19 protein-coding genes are annotated in these 18,889 nt (G+C 65.0%); 12 read left to right on the forward strand and 7 right to left on the reverse strand.

Translation table 11 applies throughout. The annotated features are described in order from the left end of the window. Positions 1 to 170: 170 nt before the first annotated feature. The 6 genes from HPY64_11290 (at position 171) to HPY64_11315 (ending at position 5,193) form a co-directional block, all read left to right on the forward strand. A complete protein-coding gene (locus HPY64_11290) occupies positions 171 to 917 on the forward strand; it encodes a hypothetical protein (GenBank protein NPV67720.1) in 747 nt (248 codons plus the stop codon). Beyond that, entirely contained in the window at positions 901 to 1,722 is an 822-nt protein-coding gene (locus HPY64_11295; GenBank protein NPV67721.1) for a PIG-L family deacetylase, read from the forward strand. Before HPY64_11290 ends, HPY64_11295 begins: the two co-directional genes overlap by 17 nt. Continuing rightward, on the forward strand, positions 1,719 to 2,951 hold the full coding sequence (locus tag HPY64_11300) for an aminotransferase class V-fold PLP-dependent enzyme (protein NPV67722.1): 1,233 nt from the start codon (positions 1,719 to 1,721) through the stop codon (positions 2,949 to 2,951). Before HPY64_11295 ends, HPY64_11300 begins: the two co-directional genes overlap by 4 nt. Before the next feature lie 157 nt (positions 2,952 to 3,108). After that, positions 3,109 to 3,591 (forward strand): MarR family transcriptional regulator, encoded by a 483-nt coding sequence (locus tag HPY64_11305; protein NPV67723.1) that lies wholly within the window; start codon positions 3,109 to 3,111, stop codon positions 3,589 to 3,591. After that, on the forward strand, positions 3,588 to 4,388 hold the full coding sequence (locus HPY64_11310) for an ATP-binding cassette domain-containing protein (GenBank protein ID NPV67724.1): 801 nt from the start codon (positions 3,588 to 3,590) through the stop codon (positions 4,386 to 4,388). The genes HPY64_11305 and HPY64_11310 overlap by 4 nt, the downstream gene beginning before the upstream one ends. Beyond that, entirely contained in the window at positions 4,294 to 5,193 is a 900-nt protein-coding gene (locus HPY64_11315) for an ABC transporter permease (protein NPV67725.1), read from the forward strand. Before HPY64_11310 ends, HPY64_11315 begins: the two co-directional genes overlap by 95 nt. On the opposite strand, the gene HPY64_11320 is transcribed toward HPY64_11315, so the two are convergent. From HPY64_11320 to HPY64_11330, 3 genes are all read right to left on the reverse strand, one after another. Further along, on the reverse strand, positions 5,190 to 6,053 hold the full coding sequence (locus HPY64_11320) for a response regulator (GenBank protein ID NPV67726.1): 864 nt from the start codon (positions 6,051 to 6,053) through the stop codon (positions 5,190 to 5,192). The genes HPY64_11315 and HPY64_11320 overlap by 4 nt on opposite strands. Before the next feature lie 110 nt (positions 6,054 to 6,163). Then, a complete protein-coding gene (locus HPY64_11325) occupies positions 6,164 to 6,799 on the reverse strand; it encodes a 4-vinyl reductase (protein ID NPV67727.1) in 636 nt (211 codons plus the stop codon). A gap of 146 nt (positions 6,800 to 6,945) precedes the next feature. Continuing rightward, entirely contained in the window at positions 6,946 to 7,317 is a 372-nt protein-coding gene (locus HPY64_11330) for a hypothetical protein (GenBank protein ID NPV67728.1), read from the reverse strand. 335 nt (positions 7,318 to 7,652) lie between these two features. Here HPY64_11330 and HPY64_11335 point away from each other — a divergent pair, with 335 nt between their 5' ends. Then, positions 7,653 to 8,645, forward strand: a complete 993-nt coding sequence (locus tag HPY64_11335; GenBank protein ID NPV67729.1) for a hypothetical protein — start codon at positions 7,653 to 7,655, stop codon at positions 8,643 to 8,645. 93 nt (positions 8,646 to 8,738) lie between these two features. Here the strand turns inward: HPY64_11335 and HPY64_11340 are convergent, their stop codons facing one another. Continuing rightward, positions 8,739 to 9,758 (reverse strand): hypothetical protein, encoded by a 1,020-nt coding sequence (locus HPY64_11340; protein ID NPV67730.1) that lies wholly within the window; start codon positions 9,756 to 9,758, stop codon positions 8,739 to 8,741. Between the two features lie 263 nt (positions 9,759 to 10,021). Here HPY64_11340 and HPY64_11345 point away from each other — a divergent pair, with 263 nt between their 5' ends. Both HPY64_11345 and HPY64_11350 read left to right on the forward strand, forming a co-directional pair. Beyond that, entirely contained in the window at positions 10,022 to 10,609 is a 588-nt protein-coding gene (locus HPY64_11345; GenBank protein NPV67731.1) for a sigma-70 family RNA polymerase sigma factor, read from the forward strand. Further along, a complete protein-coding gene (locus HPY64_11350; GenBank protein ID NPV67732.1) occupies positions 10,590 to 11,282 on the forward strand; it encodes a hypothetical protein in 693 nt (230 codons plus the stop codon). Before HPY64_11345 ends, HPY64_11350 begins: the two co-directional genes overlap by 20 nt. A 126-nt stretch (positions 11,283 to 11,408) precedes the next feature. Here the strand turns inward: HPY64_11350 and HPY64_11355 are convergent, their stop codons facing one another. Further along, the gene (locus HPY64_11355; GenBank protein NPV67733.1) at positions 11,409 to 13,226 is read right to left on the reverse strand and encodes a hypothetical protein; all 1,818 of its coding nucleotides are present in this window, start codon (positions 13,224 to 13,226) and stop codon (positions 11,409 to 11,411) included. Positions 13,227 to 13,547: 321 nt separating this feature from the next. Here HPY64_11355 and HPY64_11360 point away from each other — a divergent pair, with 321 nt between their 5' ends. The 3 genes from HPY64_11360 (at position 13,548) to HPY64_11370 (ending at position 17,403) form a co-directional block, all read left to right on the forward strand. Next, the gene (locus HPY64_11360; protein NPV67734.1) at positions 13,548 to 13,928 is read left to right on the forward strand and encodes a hypothetical protein; all 381 of its coding nucleotides are present in this window, start codon (positions 13,548 to 13,550) and stop codon (positions 13,926 to 13,928) included. Between the two features lie 91 nt (positions 13,929 to 14,019). Then, on the forward strand, positions 14,020 to 15,783 hold the full coding sequence (locus tag HPY64_11365; protein NPV67735.1) for a hypothetical protein: 1,764 nt from the start codon (positions 14,020 to 14,022) through the stop codon (positions 15,781 to 15,783). Positions 15,784 to 15,879: 96 nt separating this feature from the next. Continuing rightward, a complete protein-coding gene (locus HPY64_11370; protein NPV67736.1) occupies positions 15,880 to 17,403 on the forward strand; it encodes a hypothetical protein in 1,524 nt (507 codons plus the stop codon). A gap of 4 nt (positions 17,404 to 17,407) precedes the next feature. Here HPY64_11370 and HPY64_11375 read toward each other — a convergent pair whose 3' ends face one another. Next, positions 17,408 to 18,037: a LysE family transporter gene (locus HPY64_11375; GenBank protein NPV67737.1), complete on the reverse strand. Its 630-nt coding sequence runs from the start codon at positions 18,035 to 18,037 to the stop codon at positions 17,408 to 17,410. Between the two features lie 3 nt (positions 18,038 to 18,040). After that, a complete protein-coding gene (locus HPY64_11380; GenBank protein ID NPV67738.1) occupies positions 18,041 to 18,733 on the reverse strand; it encodes an acyltransferase in 693 nt (230 codons plus the stop codon). Positions 18,734 to 18,889: the final 156 nt, after the last annotated feature.

Below are 18,889 nucleotides of genomic sequence, written 5' to 3' on the forward strand. Positions count from 1 at the left end.
GGTTGAAGGTTGCCCATCTACGCACCAAATCGCATGTGTATTTTCTCTCAAAATGACACGCGACTTCATTCTGTTGCAGGAACATGAAAACCATTCCACGAATTTCAACCGAAAAGGATACAGTACCGTTTTCCTTGCGGAAACAGGCAATCAGATGTACGCTCCCCACCATGAGCGCACGAGTGACCCAGGCTACGATTGAGCGCGTCCGCCGTATTTCGCCGACTCTGCAACGCCTTGAAATCGGGGTAGAAGCCAGCCTGGCCCGGCTCAAGCCCGGCCACGCTCTGCTGGCCCGCCTGTCAGAAGAAGGCTGGGACCCCTATCTGGCCGAGCAGTGGATCCCGGTAGCGACGGACGGCCTGACCATCACCATCGAGCGCCCGGCACGCGATCACTATATGCCGGGCCAGATCGTCACCCTGCTGGGGCCGGTCGGCGCGCCCTTCCCGATGCGCCATAACCTGCATAACCTGTTGCTCCTGGCCCAGGATACCCCGCCGACTCCGCTGGTCTTGCTGGCCAGCCTGGCCATCCGCAGCCAGATCGAAGTAACCCTGGTGCTGGGGGGCACGGCGACAGAATACCCGCTGGAGGCTTTGCCGCCGGAGGTGGAGATTCTGACCGGGACGATCGAGGAGGGCTGGCCGAACCAGGTCACGACGGTCGGCTGGGCTGACCAGGTGATCGCCGTCGTCGATCCGCGCTACCGCGAGCAGCAGTATGCCGCCCTGCTGGCCAGAATCCACGAGTTGCGGGCGGAAGTGCCCCGGCAGTATGTGCTGGGTATCTTCGATCTGCCCATGCCGTGCGGAACCGGCGCCTGCCAGGGGTGCGCTGTCTCCTGCCGCGAGAAGGATCGGCTGGTTTGCGTGGATGGCCCGGCCATAGACCTGCAGGATGTCAACTTCGGATAGCCGCCTGATGGCAGTGACACAGCCCCTGACTGGCGTCCTGGGCGTCTTTGCCCATCCGGACGACGAGACGATCATGGCTGGCGGCACGCTGGCCATGCTTCACGCCTGCGGTGTGCCCACGCATATCGCCTGCGCCACCCGCGGCGAAGGCGGCGAGCGCGGCGAGCCGCCGGTCGTGCCCGATCAGGCTGCGCTCGGCCCGGTTCGCGAGGCCGAGTTGCGCTGCGCCGCGGAAGCGCTGGGTGTGACTTCGCTCATATTGCTCGGCTACGTCGATCCGGTCGTCGGGCCGAACGCCGAGCTTGGCCCCTTTGCCGCTGATTTCGACGAATTGACCGCCCGGGTTGCCGATCTGATTGCTGGCTGCCGGGCGCGTGTTGTCCTGGCGCATGGCCCTGATGGGGAATACGGCCATCCGGCCCACCGTCTGATCTATCAGGCGGTCCTGGCCGCTGTCCGCGAGCACGCCCCGGCGACGCTATTCTATTCGGTGGCGGCCAGTGTGCCGGGAGTCGAGGATCACCTGTGGAATGCCAGCCGCACCGCGCATCTGGTGCTGGATATCAGTCCCTGGGCGGAGGCCAAGATTGCCGCAATGCTGTGTCATCGCTCCCAGCACGCCCTGTTCAAGCGGCGGCGCGGCCTGGCGCGGGTGGAAGAGGCTCTGCGCCGCCTGGAATCGTTTCACCGGGAATGGCCGCCCGCCGGAGATAACCTGCCGGACGATGACTTTGCCGCTCTGTTGCGCGCCACCGGCGCTGTAGCGCCGCCGCTTTTTGCCCACCAGAAGGACGAACCACGATGACCGATAAACTCACCCGGATCCGCGCCCAGCTTCCCGCCGTCCAGGATAAAGCCTTCCTCAACGCGGGCTGGTATGGCCCCCTGCCAGATGTGGCTGCTGAGGCCATCCGGGCCAGCATCGAGGCTGAGCATGCCCATGGCCGCCCGATCATGAGCCACATCCAGGCGATCCGGGAGGATAAAGAGGCGCTGCGCCGGGAGTTTGCTGCCCTGCTCAACGCCCCGCTGGAAGGTGTCGCCCTCACTCATCACACCACCGATGGCATGAACATCGTCACGCTGGGCTTCAACTGGCAACCGGGCGATGAGGTAGCCACGACCAACCTTGAACACGAAGCCGGTCTCTTCCCGCTGTACATTATTCAGCAACGTTATGGCGTCAGGATCAACATCGCCGATGTGGGCGTTGGAGAGGAGCCGTTGGAGGCCATCGCCGCCATCCTGACGCCACGCACGCGCCTGCTCTCGATCAGCCACGTCTCCTATAGCTCCGGGGCGCGCTTCCCGCTGGAGGAGGTGATCGCCCTGGCTCACGCCCGTGGCGTCCCGGTGCTGGTGGATGGGGCGCAGTCGGTGGGCGTGTTCCCCGTCGATGTGACCGCGCTGAATGTAGATTACTATGCCGCGCCGGGGCAAAAGTGGCTGTGCGGGCCGGAAGGCGTCGGAGCGCTGTATATCCGCCCGGACCGCATGGCCGAACTGCAACCGACTTACCCGAACTTCAACACCATCCAGACGCACGACTGGCGGGGCGACTTCACTCTGACCCCGACTGCCGTCCGCTACGAGACGGGCACGATCTACCCGGCGGTGCTGGCCGGGATGCGCGCCAGCCTGCGCTGGTTCCAGGAGGAAGTCGGGCCGGCATGGGCTTATGCCCGCATTGCCCATATCGCTGCCTATGCGCGCCGCCGGCTGGCCAGCCTGCCCGGCGTGCGGCTGATCACCCCGGAAAAACGCCAGGCGTCGCTGGTCAACTTCCTGCCGGTGGGCTGGTCGGCAGCGCAGATGGCCGGGCTGGTGGCCGAACTGGATCGGCGCGGCTTCATCATCCGCAGCATCAGCCATGCGCCTTACTGCGTGCGTGTTTCCTGCGGCTTCTACAATACCGAAGCCGAGATCGATGGCCTGTGCGACGCGCTGGCCGAAGTGTTGGCCGCCGGGCCGGAAGCGGTGACTATCCCGGACTGGGCGGTGCAGTACAACCTGTCGATGGAGCCGGTCTACTGAGCCGCTGGACAGGCAGACCTGAACTACGGAGCAGGGGCGGGGGCGGATGGCTCCCGCCCTTTTCGCAGTTCGCCGCTCGCCGTGTTGCCCCGATTTCATGGCTAGCTGGTTTTCCTTCTCCCTTGTCCGTTGACGGTTGTCGTGATATACTTAGATTATGAAACCATTAGAGAATGAAAGCGATCTACCGCTGGTGGAAGCCTGCGCCGCGCAGGTGATGGATACCGTCCCGCTGATCATGCGCGTGATCCGCGCGGAGATGCGCCGTCACCGCGCGCCTGATCTCTCCGTCCCGCAGTTTCGCGCCCTGCTGCATATCAGCCGGCGGCCCGGCGCGTCGCTCTCGGACGTGGCCGAGCATCTGGGCCTGAGCCTGCCCTCGGTCTCCAAGCTGGTTGACCGGCTGGTGGCGCGCGGTCTGGTGATCCGCCAGAGCGCCGCTGATGACCGGCGGCGCGTCACCCTGGCCCTGACGGAAGCCGGGCGGGCGACCCTGCAGGAGGCTGTGCGGTTCACGCGGGCGCGTCTGCTGGAGGACCTGGCGATGCTGCCAGCGGAGGAATGCGCCGTTGTCGTGCAGGCCATGACGATCCTGCGCCGGATATTCATCACGGAGACAGAAGCCCAGGAAACACAATGACCCCCATTCTGGAAACGCATGCCCTGACCCGCCGCTTTGACCGGTTGGTTGCTGTGAACGCGCTGACGCTGGCGGTGGAGGAGGGCCAGATCTTTGGCCTGCTGGGGCCGAATGGTGCGGGCAAGAGCACGGCGATCAAGATGATGACCACCTTGCTCCCGCCCACCTCCGGCGACGCCTGGATCGCCGGTTACAGCGTCACGCGGGACGCCGGGCAGGTTCGCCGCCTGATCGGTTACGTGCCGCAGATGCTTTCTGCCGATGGCACCCTGACCGGCTATGAGAACCTGCTGATCATGGCCAAGCTGTACGACATCCCCCGCCAGGAGCGTGAGCAGCGTGTCCGCGATGCGCTGGCCTTCATGGGCCTGGAGGAAGCCGCCGACAAGCTGGTGCGCACCTACTCCGGCGGTATGATCCGGCGGCTGGAGTTCGCCCAGTCGATGCTGCATCGTCCGCGTGTGTTGTTCCTGGACGAGCCAACCGTCGGTCTGGACCCCGGCGCGCGCCGCGCTGTGTGGGAGCTGGTACGCCGCTACAGTGCGGAGCACCGCACGACTATCCTCCTGACCACCCATCTGATGGAGGAGGCCGACGCCCTGTGCGACCGGATCGCGATTATGCACCTGGGCAATGTGGTGGCTTCCGGCACGCCGGCGGAACTCAAGGCGTCGATCGGCGGCAATGGGGCCACCCTGGACGATGTGTTTATCTACTATTCCGGCAGTAGCCTGGATTCGGGAGGCACTTACCGTGACACTTCACGAACACGACGCACCGCGCGCCGGCTGGGATAGTCCGGTTGCCCTGCAGCCCGGCAACGCGCTGGGCGCTGTCAGCGGCTTTGTGCGGAAGACGCTGGTCATCGCCGAACTGGAAGCGCGCAAGCTACGCCACGACCCGACCGAACTGTTCACACGGGCGGTGCAACCGGCGCTGTGGCTGTTGGTGTTCGGGCAGGTGTTCGAGCGGACACGGGCCATCCCGACCGGAGATGTGCGCTACATCGACTTCATGGCGCCGGGCATCCTGGCCCAGAGTGTGCTGTTTATCGCCATCTTCAGCGGGATCACGGTCATCTGGGAGCGCGACCTGGGGATCGTGCACAAGTTCTTGGTCAGCCCGACCCCACGCACGGCGCTGGTGCTGGGCAAGGCGCTCTCGGCGGGTGTGCGCGCACTGACCCAGGCGGTCATCATCTACCTGCTGGCCCTGCTGATCGGCGTGCGGCTGCACTGGCATCCGCTGGCTCTGCTGGGCGTGCTGGTGGCGATCGTGCTGGGGGCGGCGGCTTTTTCCACCTTCTCGCTGATCATTGCCTGTCTGGTCAAGACACGCGAGCGCTTCATGGGCATCGGCCAGTTGTTGACGATGCCGCTGTTCTTTGCCAGCAACGCCATTTACCCGATCAGCATCATGCCCGACTGGCTCAAGGTGCTGGCCACAATCAACCCGCTCTCCTATGAGGTGGATGTGCTGCGCACGCTGATGCTTGGCCAGCCGGTCACGGCCAGCCTGGCGCTGGATTTTGTTGTGCTGCTGGCCGTAGCGATTCTGTTGGTGCTGATCGGGGCACGGCTGTACCCCCGTGTGGTGGTCTAGCGGCTCTGCGGCGGGCGGCTCAGCGGTCGCCGCGCCAGCAGGATAGCTTTCTTGAGGGCGGCAACATCCGCGAAGGGGCCTGCGCCGGGCGGCAGGACGCCACTCTGGAGGGTCAGGCTGGTCTGCTGGCGCTCGGCCAGCGGGTAAAAGTAGGGCAGAGTCTCCAGGAGCCGGGCCTCGATCCGGGTGCGCAGGCCGGCCAGCCGCCCCGCATCGACCACGATCACCAGATCGGATGGCCCCAGATGCCCGACGAAGTCGGTCTCCGCGCCGCCTTCCTGCACCGCATTACGCACCATCAGGCTGACAGCACGCAGCGCATCATCGGCGGTCACAAAGCCGTAGCGTTCGCGGAAGTCTTCCAGCCCGCCCAGGGTGATGCATAGAACGCCCCAGCCGCGTTGTGGCAGCAGCGCGGCCAGCTGTTCATCCACCACTGCGCCTTCCGGCAGGCCGGTGACGCGGTTGAGCGATGGCCGCTGGGCGGCGCGGCGTAACGTGTTGCGGATGCGCAGACGCAGTTCCTGGATATCAAAGGGCTTGGTAATGTAATCGACTACTCCCAATTCCAGGCCCTGCAGCCTGTCCACACGGTCACGCTTCTCTGTCAGGAAGATGATCGGGGTGTCCTGTGTGGGGTGGTGAGAGCGCAGGCGGCGGCAAACCTCGTAGCCGTCGATATCGGGCAGGTGGATGTCCAGGATGACCAGATCGGGATCGTGGCGGGCGGCTAGCGTCAGGGCCTGCTCCCCCTGGGAAGCGGTCAGGACGGTGTAGCCCTGCACATCCAGGTAGGCCGTTAGCATGTCGGCCAGGTCGTGATCATCCTCGACGATCAGGATCTGCAATTTGTCGGCCACCGGTGCCGCTCTCCTGCTGGGCCGGGGATGGCGGGCCAGCGATGAGTCGGGGCAGGGGGGAGCAGCAGCCCCCGGCAGAGTCATGGCCGGGGGCGCGTGCGGGCGAAGAGCTAGGTAATTGGCTCTTTGTAGATGACGAAGACGCAGTGTTGATCGCCTTTGGCGATGCAGTCGCTTTCGTAAACGCGGAACTCGTGGCCACCGCTCACCCAGCGCAGCCCTTCCTGCAGCAGGCCGACCGCGGCATGGCACAGCGGTTTGTCGGTGGTGCGGTTGAAGCAGACAGGGCAGACATCGCGGATGTAGTACTTAAAGTGATCGTCGTACTCTTCCACGTCGCTTTTCTGGTCGCTGAACTGGCTGAAGATGGCGGCCATGGCTGGCAGGCCCATCTTGAGCTTGGCCTGCAGAGGGAGCACCTTGAAAGCCATGTCGCCGACACCGGCCAGCGCGCCGAAGTTCTTGAGGCCCTGGCTGAAGCAGGCGCGCCCTGCCCGCAGGGCCAGACCGCGCCCGCCGCGGGGGCCGTACATCTCTTCCAGTCCGGCATTGAGCGCGGTAAATTCGGCGAAATCGAACTCTCTGTTGAGGTTGTCCGGGGGATAATTGCCAATGTATTGACCCAGGCCGGCCAGGTTCAGCACCGCATTCAACCCGTTGACCCCCATGACATCTTCCATCGCTTCGATGTAGATGCGGGCGATCTTGTTCGGGTAATACAGGCCGCTCTTCTTATCAATCGGCACGCCAGCCTCCTTCACTCAAAAGTCGCCAAGATGGTCACGCTCAGGATGGCAGCGGCGGTGGGCGGATCCGCACCTGAAAGCGCCGGAGCCGCCGGCCAGACCCGCTCAGGCCGTATAGCTACCTGGGTGCGTTGACCGGGGTGCTCCTAGACCAGCTTTTCCAGTTCGCTGACAGCGCGGTTCATATCCAGGAAGATCAGGCCCAGCTTGGCCTGCTGGCGGGCCAGGACGGTCAGCACGGCTTCCTCGCCTATGGCCTGCAGCAGCACGTAGCCGCGCTCGCCTTTGACGTAGACCTGATCCAGCTTGCCGCGCCGTAGCTCGCTGGCGATCCGCTCTCCCAGGGAGATCATCGCCGCCGACATCGCCGAAACGCGGTCTTCCTCGATGTTGGCAGGCAGGGAAGAGGCCATGCTCAGGCCATCGACGCTGACAATTGCCGCTGCTTCGACATCGGCGGAGCTGGCCTGCAGCTCACGCAGACGTTCTGCCAGTTGTTCGGTGCGTGTCTTGCCCAAAGGTGCGCTCTCCTCAGCTCCGGCGGTTACCCGCCGGGATCACCCTGCCACCGCCAGCCGGCGGTTCGATCCGGGCCGGGGGCTGAATGTATAATAGGCCCACAGATCGCCTGTATGCCTTTCCCGGCCTGTGCGCCTAGAGCAATGCCGCATGGATTGCAGGCCGGGTACTGGGGACCATGCAGGATCCTTCAAACCATGCGTTGATCTTGCAGAAAGCTTAGCTTGCGGTACTGTAGCACAGCGCCAAACCCTTGTCAAGCAGGGTCAAAAGCAGGGATGCAGGCGTCTGTGGCGGCGATTTCCGGTGCGATTGCGGGGCTGGGTGACCATCCATGAAGCGACTGAATCTGGCAGTGCTATCCCTGATCGTCCTGTCTCTGGCGGCCTGTGGTGGGGTTGTCGATCCGGTGTTGCCGACTGCCGTGTTGACGCCGACGGTCACGCCTACACGCCAGCCATCGCCGACTCTCCCCCCTTCCGATACTCCGGTCCCAACGCATGCCCTGACAGCTACCGGCGGCCCCAGCCCGACCTCGATCATCGGCCCGACGCGCACGCCGGAACCTATCCGGCAGACGCCCACGCCACGCCCGAACCCCAATGCGCCGCGCATCGAATACTTCACGGCTGATCCGGCCTATGTCTACCCCGGCGATCAGGTCACCCTGTTCTGGTCGATCCGGGGGGCGGACCGCGCCGCCATCTACCGGCTGGACGCGCTCGGCCAGCGCAACCAGCTCTGGAATGTCGAACCGAGCGGCTCGCTGACCGTGCAGACCAACCGTCGCGACCGGGGTACGGCGGATTTCCTGCTCACCGTGGATAATGGCCAGTTCTATGTCGAACAACTGTTGAGCGTGCCATTGCTATGTGCCTACAGCTGGTTCTTTGCGCCGGAGCCGGTGGAGTGTCCTGACGCCGCCGTTGTGGAAAGCACACACATCGAGCAGATGTTTGAAGGCGGACGGATGATTTACGTGGAAGCGGAAGACCAGGTTTACGTCCTGTTTTCCGATGGCCGCACCCCGGCCTGGACGGCCTTCCAGAATCGCTATGTGGGCGGGCAGACGCCCGACGAAGACACCAACTTCGTGCCCCCGCCAGGGCGTTACCAGCCGGTGCGTATCCTGGGTGTGATCTGGCGTGGCAGTGACCCGGTCCGTAACCGGCTGGCCCTGGGTTTGCAGCCGGAAGTGACCTACGAAGGGGCGCTGCAGACGGCCACTGAAGGCCAGGCGAAGACGATCTACCTGCGCAGCGCCGATGGCAGTGTGCTGCGACTGGAAGCGCAGGGCCGGGGCTGGGGCGTCATCGGCGCGCCATAGGCCCGGCGCGCGGACGGACAGAAGATGCAGAAACAGATGGGGCGGGCTGCACAGGCCCGCCCCACGCTGTTCGTAAGGATGAAGCCGTTCGGTTTAGCCGCCACCCTTCTTGATCTGGCCAGGGGCGTTGGCGCTATTGCCGGGGCGCTCATCGCTATGGCCGGGGGCGTTGCAGCTATTGCCGGGGCAATCGTCATTGCTGTGGCCGGGGGCGTTGCCGCTGTTGCCGGGGCGATTTTGTGTCTGTTCCTGTACCTGAATCTGCTCCTGGTACTGCGCCATGGTCATCGGGCCTTCATAGCGGCCACTGACGATGCGCCCCAGCGAGAACTGGCTCGGGCTGATATCGAAGTCCTTCATGATCTGGCCCCAGCCCTCGCCTGCCGCGAAGCGATCCAGCAGGTCCTGCGGCAGGGTATCGCCGTAGCCGCTTTCCGCTGCGATCAGCAGAGCGCGAGCGATCTCGCCATAGCCGTAGCCTTCGCAGGCCCAGGCGCCAACAGTATGGTAATTCAGGCCAAAAGCTTCGGCGATGGCCGTCGCCACTGGATGACCTTCCGCCAGGCAACTGGTGACTTCGCCTTCGCCCTCGCAGGCGTCGCCGACACCGTCGCCGTCAGTATCTTCCTGGCCGGGGTTGGCAACCAGCGGACAGTTATCCGCCGAGTCCACCACGCCGTCCAGGTCGCCATCCAGGAAGTCTGGATCGCAGGCGTCATCGACGCCGTCCGCGTCTTCGTCAACACCCAGATCGGGGACGAGCGGGCAGGAGTCCAGGGCATCTTCGATGCCATCCTGATCCACGTCACCGGTCACATCCACAACGGTGGTGACCACGGTGGTATCCACATCGAGGGTCATCAGGATGACCGCGCCAACGGCAGGCGGGGTCACCGCCGGATCAAGCGCAAACGTGCCGACGACGGTCGGGTCGCTGTAGAGATGCACGTCGATGGTGGTGGTCGTTGGATCAACAACGGTTACCGCGTCTACCACGGCCAGCACTTCGACACCAACGGGGAAATCCCCCTGAGCGACCGCCGGCAGGGCGAACAGGCCCGCCAGCAACAGGGCGGCGGCGCCTACCAGTAGCCAGTGGATATTCTTGCGCATGGGTTTTGTCTCTCCCTGATTTCACTGGATGCGAATCGAACGCTTGCACCCACTAAACCGCACCGGGCCGGGCAATGTCACATAGGAAATCAGGACTATTCTCGCTGTGACATTGCCCCTGTTTCACCGGTATAAGGAGTGATGATGACCGGCAGCGATGATTGCGGCAGCGGCAGTGCACGTGCATTGTATACCGGAACCTTAACCTGTGCTTGGCAAGCCCGCCTTTGGCAATGCAGGCTTTATGACACATAATACCGGGTATGAAGCCTGCTGACCTGGAGATGCTTGTCGAGCGCGCCCGCAGGGGCGATACAGAAGCCGTGGCGGCCCTTTACAGCCTCCATGCGCCGGCGATCTTCCGTTACATCGCCTACCGTGTCCCGACGGAGGCGGACGCGGAAGACCTGACGGCGGAGGTCTTCCTGCGCATGGTGGAAGGGTTGCCAGCTTACCGGTCAGAAGGGGTCCCCTTTGAGGCCTGGTTGTACCGTATTGCAGCAGCGCGGGTGGCCGATTTCTACCGCCGGGCTGGCCGTCATGGCCAGACCGAGTTGTTCGAGAGCCTGCCGGATGAGGCGCCCCTGCCGGAAGATCGGCTGGAGGAGCGCCACGAGATCGCCGCGCTGAAGCGGGCGCTGGGGCGCTTGTCGGAGGAGCAGCAGACAATCCTGCTGCTACGCTTTGTGGAGCGTAAGAGCCACCGGGAGGTTGCGGCCATCCTGGGCAAAAGTGAGAACGCGATCAAGACGCTGCAGTACCGGGCGCTGAACCGCCTGGCCGGGTTGCTGGGCCTGGCCCACAAAGAGCGCCACTATTTGCGAGGCGACGATGACGATCCCTCGTCATGATCCTGACAGTCTGGCCGATCAGCTGGATCGGATGCTGGCCGGGGGGCACCAGGCTCCACCGGCTGAAGACGATCCGCTGGTGGCGGCTGCCCGGCGGCTGGCCAGCGCACCGCATCCCCGCCTGTCCGCGGAGGCCGAGGCGCGTATGCTGGCGCGGATTATGGCGGCGGCGCGGCAGATGCCTCCCGCCCCGCAACGGGTGGCCCGCCCGGCGCGGATCAGCTGGCCGCTGGCTGCGGCAGCGGCGCTGATGCTGGCGCTGGCTGTGTTCCTGCTGCCGCAAATCAGCAACCAGGCAGCCGCTCCAACCGCTACAGTTACGCCATCACCATCGCCGACGATGACAGTAACATTGACGCCAACGGCGACGCCAACAGCGACGCCTTCGGCGATTCCCTCGCCGACGACAGTAGTGCCCGCCTCGACGCCTGACGCTGGCCAGGTTGCGCCGGAAGCTGCATCGCCAACCCCAACACCGACTTCTCGCCCGGCGACCGGGCCGCGCCCTGGCCTGACCCCGACTTACGATTGCAGCAATCCGCCTCCGGATAACGCACCGGCGGCTGGCTGGCGGGCGCAGTGCGAGGGCGCTCCGCCGCCCAGCACGGCCAACCCTGGGCACAGTGGTGACGCTCCTGGTAATCGCGAGAATGCGCCGGGCCAGCGCAAGTAGCGCCCGTAAGGTAGTTTCTTCCGAATTCGAGCTGCGTTGTGGTGTCTGGCTGCACACAAGGATAAACGTCGAGGGGAGCTATGCGGCTCCCCTCGTTTGATGGATTCAGGTTTGTGAGGCCTGGTACTACTGGCCGGTTGTGATGCCCCGCAGCGTCGGATCGCTGACCCAGATCTCGTTGGCATAGTACGAGGCGCTGGTCAGGATGAAGCTGTTGCTGTAGCCGTAGGGCAGCTCAAAGACCGGGTACGGCCCGATCACGGTGATGATCGGCAGCGGGACACCGGCGGTGGTGAAGACGTTCTGCACTGGCTCGCAGCCCTGGCCGACGATAGCGCACAGCTCCAGCCGGACGAGCACCGTGTTGGTTTCCGGACGGTCCTGGTCGTAGTAGACGTTAACCTGGTTCCACTGCACCAGCTGCAGCCCTTCGATGCCGGGCGGTGGCTGGCCGGGTGCTGCGCCGGGCGTTGGCGTGACGGCAATGCCGGTCGGCGTGGGCGTCGGGCCGGGGCCGGAGCACCACTCGGCGAAGCAATACGTCTCCGGGATCACGCCGTGCAGCGTCGGCAGCCGGTAAAAGACTTCTTCCGGCAGGGTTGTCCACTCCTGGGAGACGTACAGGGCGAAGTTTTCCCCGACGACATACATCATCTTGCTCTCGCCATAGTTGCGGTACCACGCCTCAAAGGGCACGCCGCGCGGCATGATGCCCATGTACTGCAGGGCGGCTACATCCAGATAGGCGAAAGCGTAATCTGATTCAGCCAGCGGCCTCCCGGAAGCGCCAACCAGCCCGGCCAGTTGCTCAAACGTGGCCCGTTCGGGGTCAGTCTCCGCATAGGCGTTGACACTGGCGGCCAGGGTGCGGCAATACTGCTCTGTGGTTTCCGCCGTGATCTGGGGGATGGTGTAGCCGTAGTACTGCTGCATGAGCAGGGTCAGCCCCTGCACGGCAGCCGGGCAAAAGGTCAGTTCATCGCCGAAACCCTGCGTCCCGGACCAGCCTTCCGGGCGGCCGTTGATCAGGTGATCTTCGCGGCCTACCAGGGTCAGGTCGGCCAGCAGTTCCAGGTCGTGGCGCAGATTGCGCACGTACAGGCCGGGGCTGCGCCCCAGGCTGCCGATCCAGTTGGGTGGGCGGTTGTTCAGGCCAAAGCGGTCAGTGGCCAGCAATTCCAGATCGTTGAGCAGATCGGTGGCCATCTGGTTGGTTTCGGTGGTCAGGGTACGCCGCCAGCCCTGCGGGCGAGCGTCCAGGCCCAGCAGTTCATCAGCCAGCCGTTCCAGATCGCCGCGGAGGTTGGAGAGCAGAAGGGGGATGTCACCTTCGACCAGGGTGATGCCCTGCCCGGCCAGACGATCCTGGGCCTCCCCGGCGATAGCCTGGCAGTAATCCAGCACAGAGGGCAGGGTGACCGGGGTGAACTCAAAGGTGCGGGTGACGAACTCGACCAGGTTCTGCGTGGCAATATCGCAGGAATAGATCGGCAGCGCGCCGTTCCAGTCTTCCGGTCGCTGGCGGGCGCCAAAGGCGGTATCGGCCAGCAGTTCCAGGTCGTGGCGCAGGTTGCGGGCGATGCGCACCGGGGTGGTGGTCGCCACGCCAGCCCAGTCCGGCGGACGGACGCCGGGCTTCTCAAACACCTCATCGGCCTGCGCTTCCAGATCCACCCAGATATCGCTAAGGATGGAGGCGCTGGCCGGGTCGGCATTGCCATTCCAGCCAGCCGGGCGTACGCGCGGGCCGTTGACTTCGTCAGCCAGTAGCTCCAGGTCCAGCCGGATGTTCAGCACAAACGCGCCGAAGTCGGTTTCCGGCGTGATCGGCTGTTCCCCCTCGCCCTGCCGGGGCGGGCCGGCATGGACATCAGCCAGCGTCGCCGTGATGAACGGCGCGCTGACCAGCAGCGCTATGATCAGGTATGGCGACAAGCGGCGCACGGCGTCGGCTCCTTATACTCCACAGAAAGCCTGAGGGCACGCGGACTATGCTCATTATACTCGGATGGCTTCAAAGAGCCATTTGACCAGAATACGGGCAAGGTTGGTTAGCGGAAAAAGGGGCAGGAAGCCAGGAAGGCAGGAGATCGTCGCGGAAAGGATCGCGGTATCGTTCATCTTGCCCTGGCTTTCTGGCTATCCGGCCTCGCGGTTTCCTGTCGCCTGGCCCCTGCAGGACGGTTTCTCCGCCTGCCTGACTCGCTATATAATCGAAAGCAGTATTGCGAGGGGGTGTCCTGTACCAGATGGGTGAATGTAGTTATGGTCAGACGAGCGATAGATGATGAGGAATCGCGCGGGCTAAACCGCGAAGAGTTGTTGCAGCTGGCCATCCAGACCAGCAAGCAGAATCCTCAGGGTGCGCGGGTGATGTTCCAGCAGGTTCTGGCTCAGGACCCGCGTAATGAGCGTGCCCTGCTGTGGATGGCAGCCCTGTCTAAAAAGAAAGGGGAACGCCGCCAGTACCTGCAGCGTGTCCTGAAGATCAACCCTCGCAACAGGGCCGCCCGCGACGAGCTTGAGCGCATCGCCCGCATGGAAAAAGCCCGGGCCAGGCGGACGCTGTTTTTCGGCGTGCTGGCCATTCTGGTTGTTGTGCTGGTGGTGGTTGCTGCGGTGCTGCTGCTCATCGCTGTGGCGTAGGTCCAGCATCCATGCCCGATTCCAGTCTCAGGCGCGATCCTGCCGGGCGGTCCGGCCCGCGCGGTCGCCCATTACCCTGTGAGGACAGGCCGTGAGCAGCAACCCGGAACTGGACAGGCGTCTTCAGGAAGGTATTGCGCTGGCCCGCACCGGCCAGCGCGCTGCGGCGCGGGCTATCCTGGAGGAGATCGTCACCGCCGATCCGTACAATGAGACCGCCTGGCTGTGGATGGCGGCTGTGGTCGCTACCAATGCCGAGCGGCGCGAGGCGCTGGAGATCGCCCTGGAGATCAACCCCGCCAACCGCGAAGCCCGCGAGGCGCTCAACCGGCTGGGCGGGCCGCGCGCCCGGCGCAAAGCGGAGGAAGCGCAGGATATTGCCCGGCGCATTGGCTCTGACGAAGCGATCACCGAGGCCGATTTTCAGCCTGTTCTGGAGCGTCCGGCGGCGCCGGAGCCTGAGCCGGAACTCACGCAGGAGGAGCAGAACGCCGCCCTGATCCGCGACCTGATCGTCGCCGCACGGGCTGAACGGGCCGCAGCTGAGATCACTCCAGCAGCGCCTTTTCTGGAAGAGGTTGTCCCGATCGAGGAAGTAGCGCCGGAAGAAGAGGCCAGAGAGCCGGAACTGGTCCGCTATTATGTCCCGGCTGTAGCGCGGCGCGCCCCGCGCTGGCCGTGGTTCGTCGGCGCGGTGATTCTGCTGGTGGCGGCCATGGGGATTGTGCTGGCGACGGCGCTGCCCGGCGATCTGGCGGCCTGGCTGAGCGCCGCCACGCCGACGCCCGCTTTTGCCACCCGTCTGGCTCTGCTGGCTACGGCGACGCCGACTTACGCCCCGATTGTCATCGTCACCGGCCCGCCCCGGCCTACATTCCTGCCGATCACCTGGACGCCTTCCCACACGCCCAGCCCGCTCCCCAGCGCCACGCCCTCCCCTCTGCCGCCTGCACCGGGCAGCTACAGCCTGGTCTTTAGCCAGCGCGTCTCCGGCGCGGCAACTTACCGGCTGGCCACCGTGCGGGGCGACGGCGCCGACCTGGCTGCCCTGACCGATGGAACAGGCGATGACCGCGCCCCTGCGCCGGGGCCGGGTGGCCGCCATCTGGTGTATGTCACCACCATTGAGGGGGAGCGCCAGATCGCCGCCCTGCTGCTGCCGGGGCCGCCGGAGGGTCGCCGGACGGCTACGCCGACCCCTGAGCCGGGGCAGGGTGTGGGAAGCGCGGCTACGCCAGTGGCGCTCACCGACCTGCGCAACGCCGAACGGGTTAGCTCGCCCTCATGGTCGCCGGATGGCTACCGCATTGTCTTCAGCGCCAGGGTGAATGGTGAGGAAGATGTTTACCTGACCAATGTGGAGGGCACCAGCCTGGCTCGCCTGACCGATAACAGCGGGATTATCGATCGTGACCCGGTCTGGTCGCCCGATGGACAGACGATCGTCTTTGTCTCCGACCGCGATGGCCGCGGCCAGACCGAGCTGTACCGGATGCGTCCTGATGGGACGGATGTCGTCCGGCTGACCGATTCACAGGGCAGCAGTTACGCGCCGGCCTGGTCGCCAGATGGGCAGCAGATCGTATTTGTCTCTGACCGCGATCGTGACGCCGATCTGTACCTGATGAACGCCGATGGCTCCAACGAGCGGTTGCTGACCCGCAATGACAGCGCTGAGGATCGCGACCCGGCCTGGAGTCCTGATGGGCGCTGGATTGTCTTCAGTTCCAACCGCGCCAGCGCCAACTTCCGCCTGTACCTGATTGATCCTTACAGTGGTGCTGTCCTGCCGGTGACATCCGGCGCGGAAGACGCGATTGAGGCGGCCTGGCTGCCGGGGGCCTTCCGGCGCTGAGGCCGGGCTGAGCCGGCTTGCCCGCCCCGGAGGCAGGATTACAATACAGGCGATTATCGGCGGCAGGTCGAGGTCGACCGGAGAAGGGGGCAACCCATGAGCGAACAGCCCAGCCTTGAGCAGCTCCTGCGCGATGGGATGAGCGCCGCCCGCGAAGGCGATCGGGCGCGCGCCCGTGCGCTGTTTGAACAGGTTATCGCCCGCGATCCCAATCACGAGAAAGCCTGGTACTGGCTGGCCGCGGTCATGGAGACCGATCAGGAACGCATCCGGGCGCTCAAAAAGGTGCTGGCGATCAACCCCCACAATGAGCGCGCCCGCCAGATTCTGAAACGACTGCAAACCCATGTTGACGATCTGTTTGGCGACGATGAAGGGGAAGACGACCGCCGGGACCTGATACCGGGCGTCAGCCGCCGCACCCTGATCCTGATCGCCGGCGGTCTGGGCGTGCTGGTCCTGGCTATCATCGTACTGGCGGCGATCATCATCAGCAACAATGCCCTGGCCGCCCAGCAATCCCAGGCCACACTGGCCGCCATGCAGGCGACGCGCGACCAGATCGCCCGCGATAACGAGGCGACTTTCGCCGCCGCCACCGCCAACCCGCCGACGCCTACCCCTATCCCCGGTCGCCCAACGCTACCGCCTACCTGGACTCCGGCGGCTTCCCCGACTCTGGCTTCTGGGCCGGGAGCCACGCCGCTGCCGACGGTGATCGGTTCCGGCCTGGTTGGCGGGCGGTTGCTGGCCGTTTCCGGCCCGGATTTCGTCGGGGAAGGCTTCGTCCCGGTGGTGGAGATTCCGCTCGATGGCAACCCGCCGCGCACGCTGTATGACGATCGCGGCGGCTCCCCGGATATGTCTCCGCTGGGCGATCGGCTGATCTACACCCGCTTCTCCGTCGGGACGCGTGAGCAGGGCCTGGAGATCGCCTATCTGGATGGCTCGCGCCCGCCGCAGCTCCTTTCCCAGTTGATCGGTAGCGCCATCCTGCAGAAGCAGGATTACGGCAGCTTTTCCCCGGATGGTACGCGGATCGCTTTCACGGCTCGCGAACCGGGCCGCACCAACAACGATATCTACATCCTATCGCTCAATTTGCTGGATGCCCCGCCGCCGCCTGATGGCCAGCCGGCGCAACCCGCCCTTGTCCGCCTGACCAATGGGACGGTCAACAGTGTTGCGCCAACCTGGGGCGATTCAACGCGCCTCGTTTACGTCCATGATGCGCGGCCTGCCGGCGGCACGGTTGATCTCAAGCTGATCGATCTCAGTGGCCAGAGCGACTTCCTGACGGCCGACGGTAACCTGTTGATTGAGGGCAACCCGGATATTTCGCCCAATGGCCAGCAGGTCGCCTACGACGCCTATTCGCCTGCTAACCCGGATGATATCGACATCTACATCCAGTCGTTGATCGGCGGGCAGCCGCTGTTGATCGTGGATACGCTGGGCCGGGCGGTGCGCCCGCGCTGGTCGCCTGATGGCCGCTTCCTGGCCTATTCCTCCGACCAGGATGGCGATTTTGAGATTTTCATTGTGGAGGTCGCCAGCTACGCCGTGTACCAGGTGACCGTCAATAACGTGTACGACATGGTCAACGAGTGGCTGCCGTAACGCTTTAGGGTACCAGGGCACTCCACCACAACCGCCCGGCGAAGAGGATCATCGCCCCCAGCCCGATCCAGAGTGCGGTGCGTACCACGCCCGTGCCCAGCCGCCGCGCCTGTTGCACAAGCAACACCTGAGCAGCCATCACCAGCAGGAACGTGCCATAGAACCCGGCCACAAACAGGATCGCCGAGGGCCGTGACTCCCGCCAGGCGGCGATGACCACCGGCCCCATTGCCGTCCCCCAGAACAGCCAGGGGCCGGGGCCGAGCATGTTGATGGTCACCGCCTTGCGCAGCGCCGCCCAGGGGCTGGCCGGGGTGGCGGCGGACGCTGCACCGACGGGGACGGGGTTGAAGTCGCCGCGGCGCAACTGTTTCCACAGGCCCCAGGCCAGGTAGAGCACGAACGCTCCGCCAGCCAATCCGACTGCCCGCAGCAGGCCGTCACTGGCCTGCTGCAACACCAGCAGGATCAGGGCAACGATCGGACCGTCACTCAACAGGGGGGAGAGGATCAACCAGATGGCGTGCCGCCAGCCGTACTGTAAAGTCTGCATCACCAGGAAGATTTGCAGCGGGCCGGGCGTCACCCCGGCGGCATAGCCAAAACTGATACCCTGCAGGAGCAGCGGGAGCATAGCCTACACCTCACGCACAACGGCTTCGCCATCAGTCAGGCGGCGCAGGACACGAGCCGGATTGCCAGCCGCGATCACGCCCGGTGGGATGACACCGGTGACCACGCTGCGCGCGCCGATCACGCTGCCCGCGCCGATGTGCGCCCCTTTGAGGATCAGGCACTCCATCCCGATGAACACATCATCCTCGATGACGATCGGCGCGGTAGCCCCGGCGCTGGGATCAGTCTGGCGGCGGCGGGCGTCCAGCGGGTGGAAGTCGGTGTCAACGATGGCGCTGTTGGCCCCGACGATCACCCGCGCGCCGATCGTGATCCGTTCCTCGGCCACGATCACGCCACCGGTCATGCCGAAGTCATCGCCGATGGTGATCTGCGCCCCGGCGCGGCGGGCGCTGAGGATCACCGGATGGGAGGGGCCGAGCGGATTGCTACGTACCGTGGAACGCAGGTTGAGCCGGTCGCCGATGGTCAGACGCGCCCGGCGATGAATCTGCAGGATCGGCGCGCCGTACAGCCGCCAGCCGCGTCCCCAGCGGACTCCGGTCAGGGCAAACTGCAGCCGCACCCAGGGCAGGATGACCAGGCGGGCGATCTCATTGCGGGCCTTCCAGGGCATCTCCCAGGCGGCACGCAGGGCTAGCGGGGAAAGCACCCCCGGCACGTCTGTCAGGTGTTCAGGCAACTGGTCGGGCATTGCTTCGCCTCGGATCGGTAGCTGCTCCCTGCTTGTTGTTGGCGGGGGAGCGTCTCTGACAGCCAGATGTGCTCCAGTGTACACCGCTCACCGGGAAGGGGGGTAAGCCGGGTACAGGCCGGGACGACCGGCGATCGCTTGCGGTGTGTGGCGGTG

The sequence above is a fragment of the Anaerolineae bacterium genome (genome assembly GCA_013178165.1).
Taxonomy (GTDB): domain Bacteria; phylum Chloroflexota; class Anaerolineae; order Aggregatilineales; family Ch27; genus Ch27.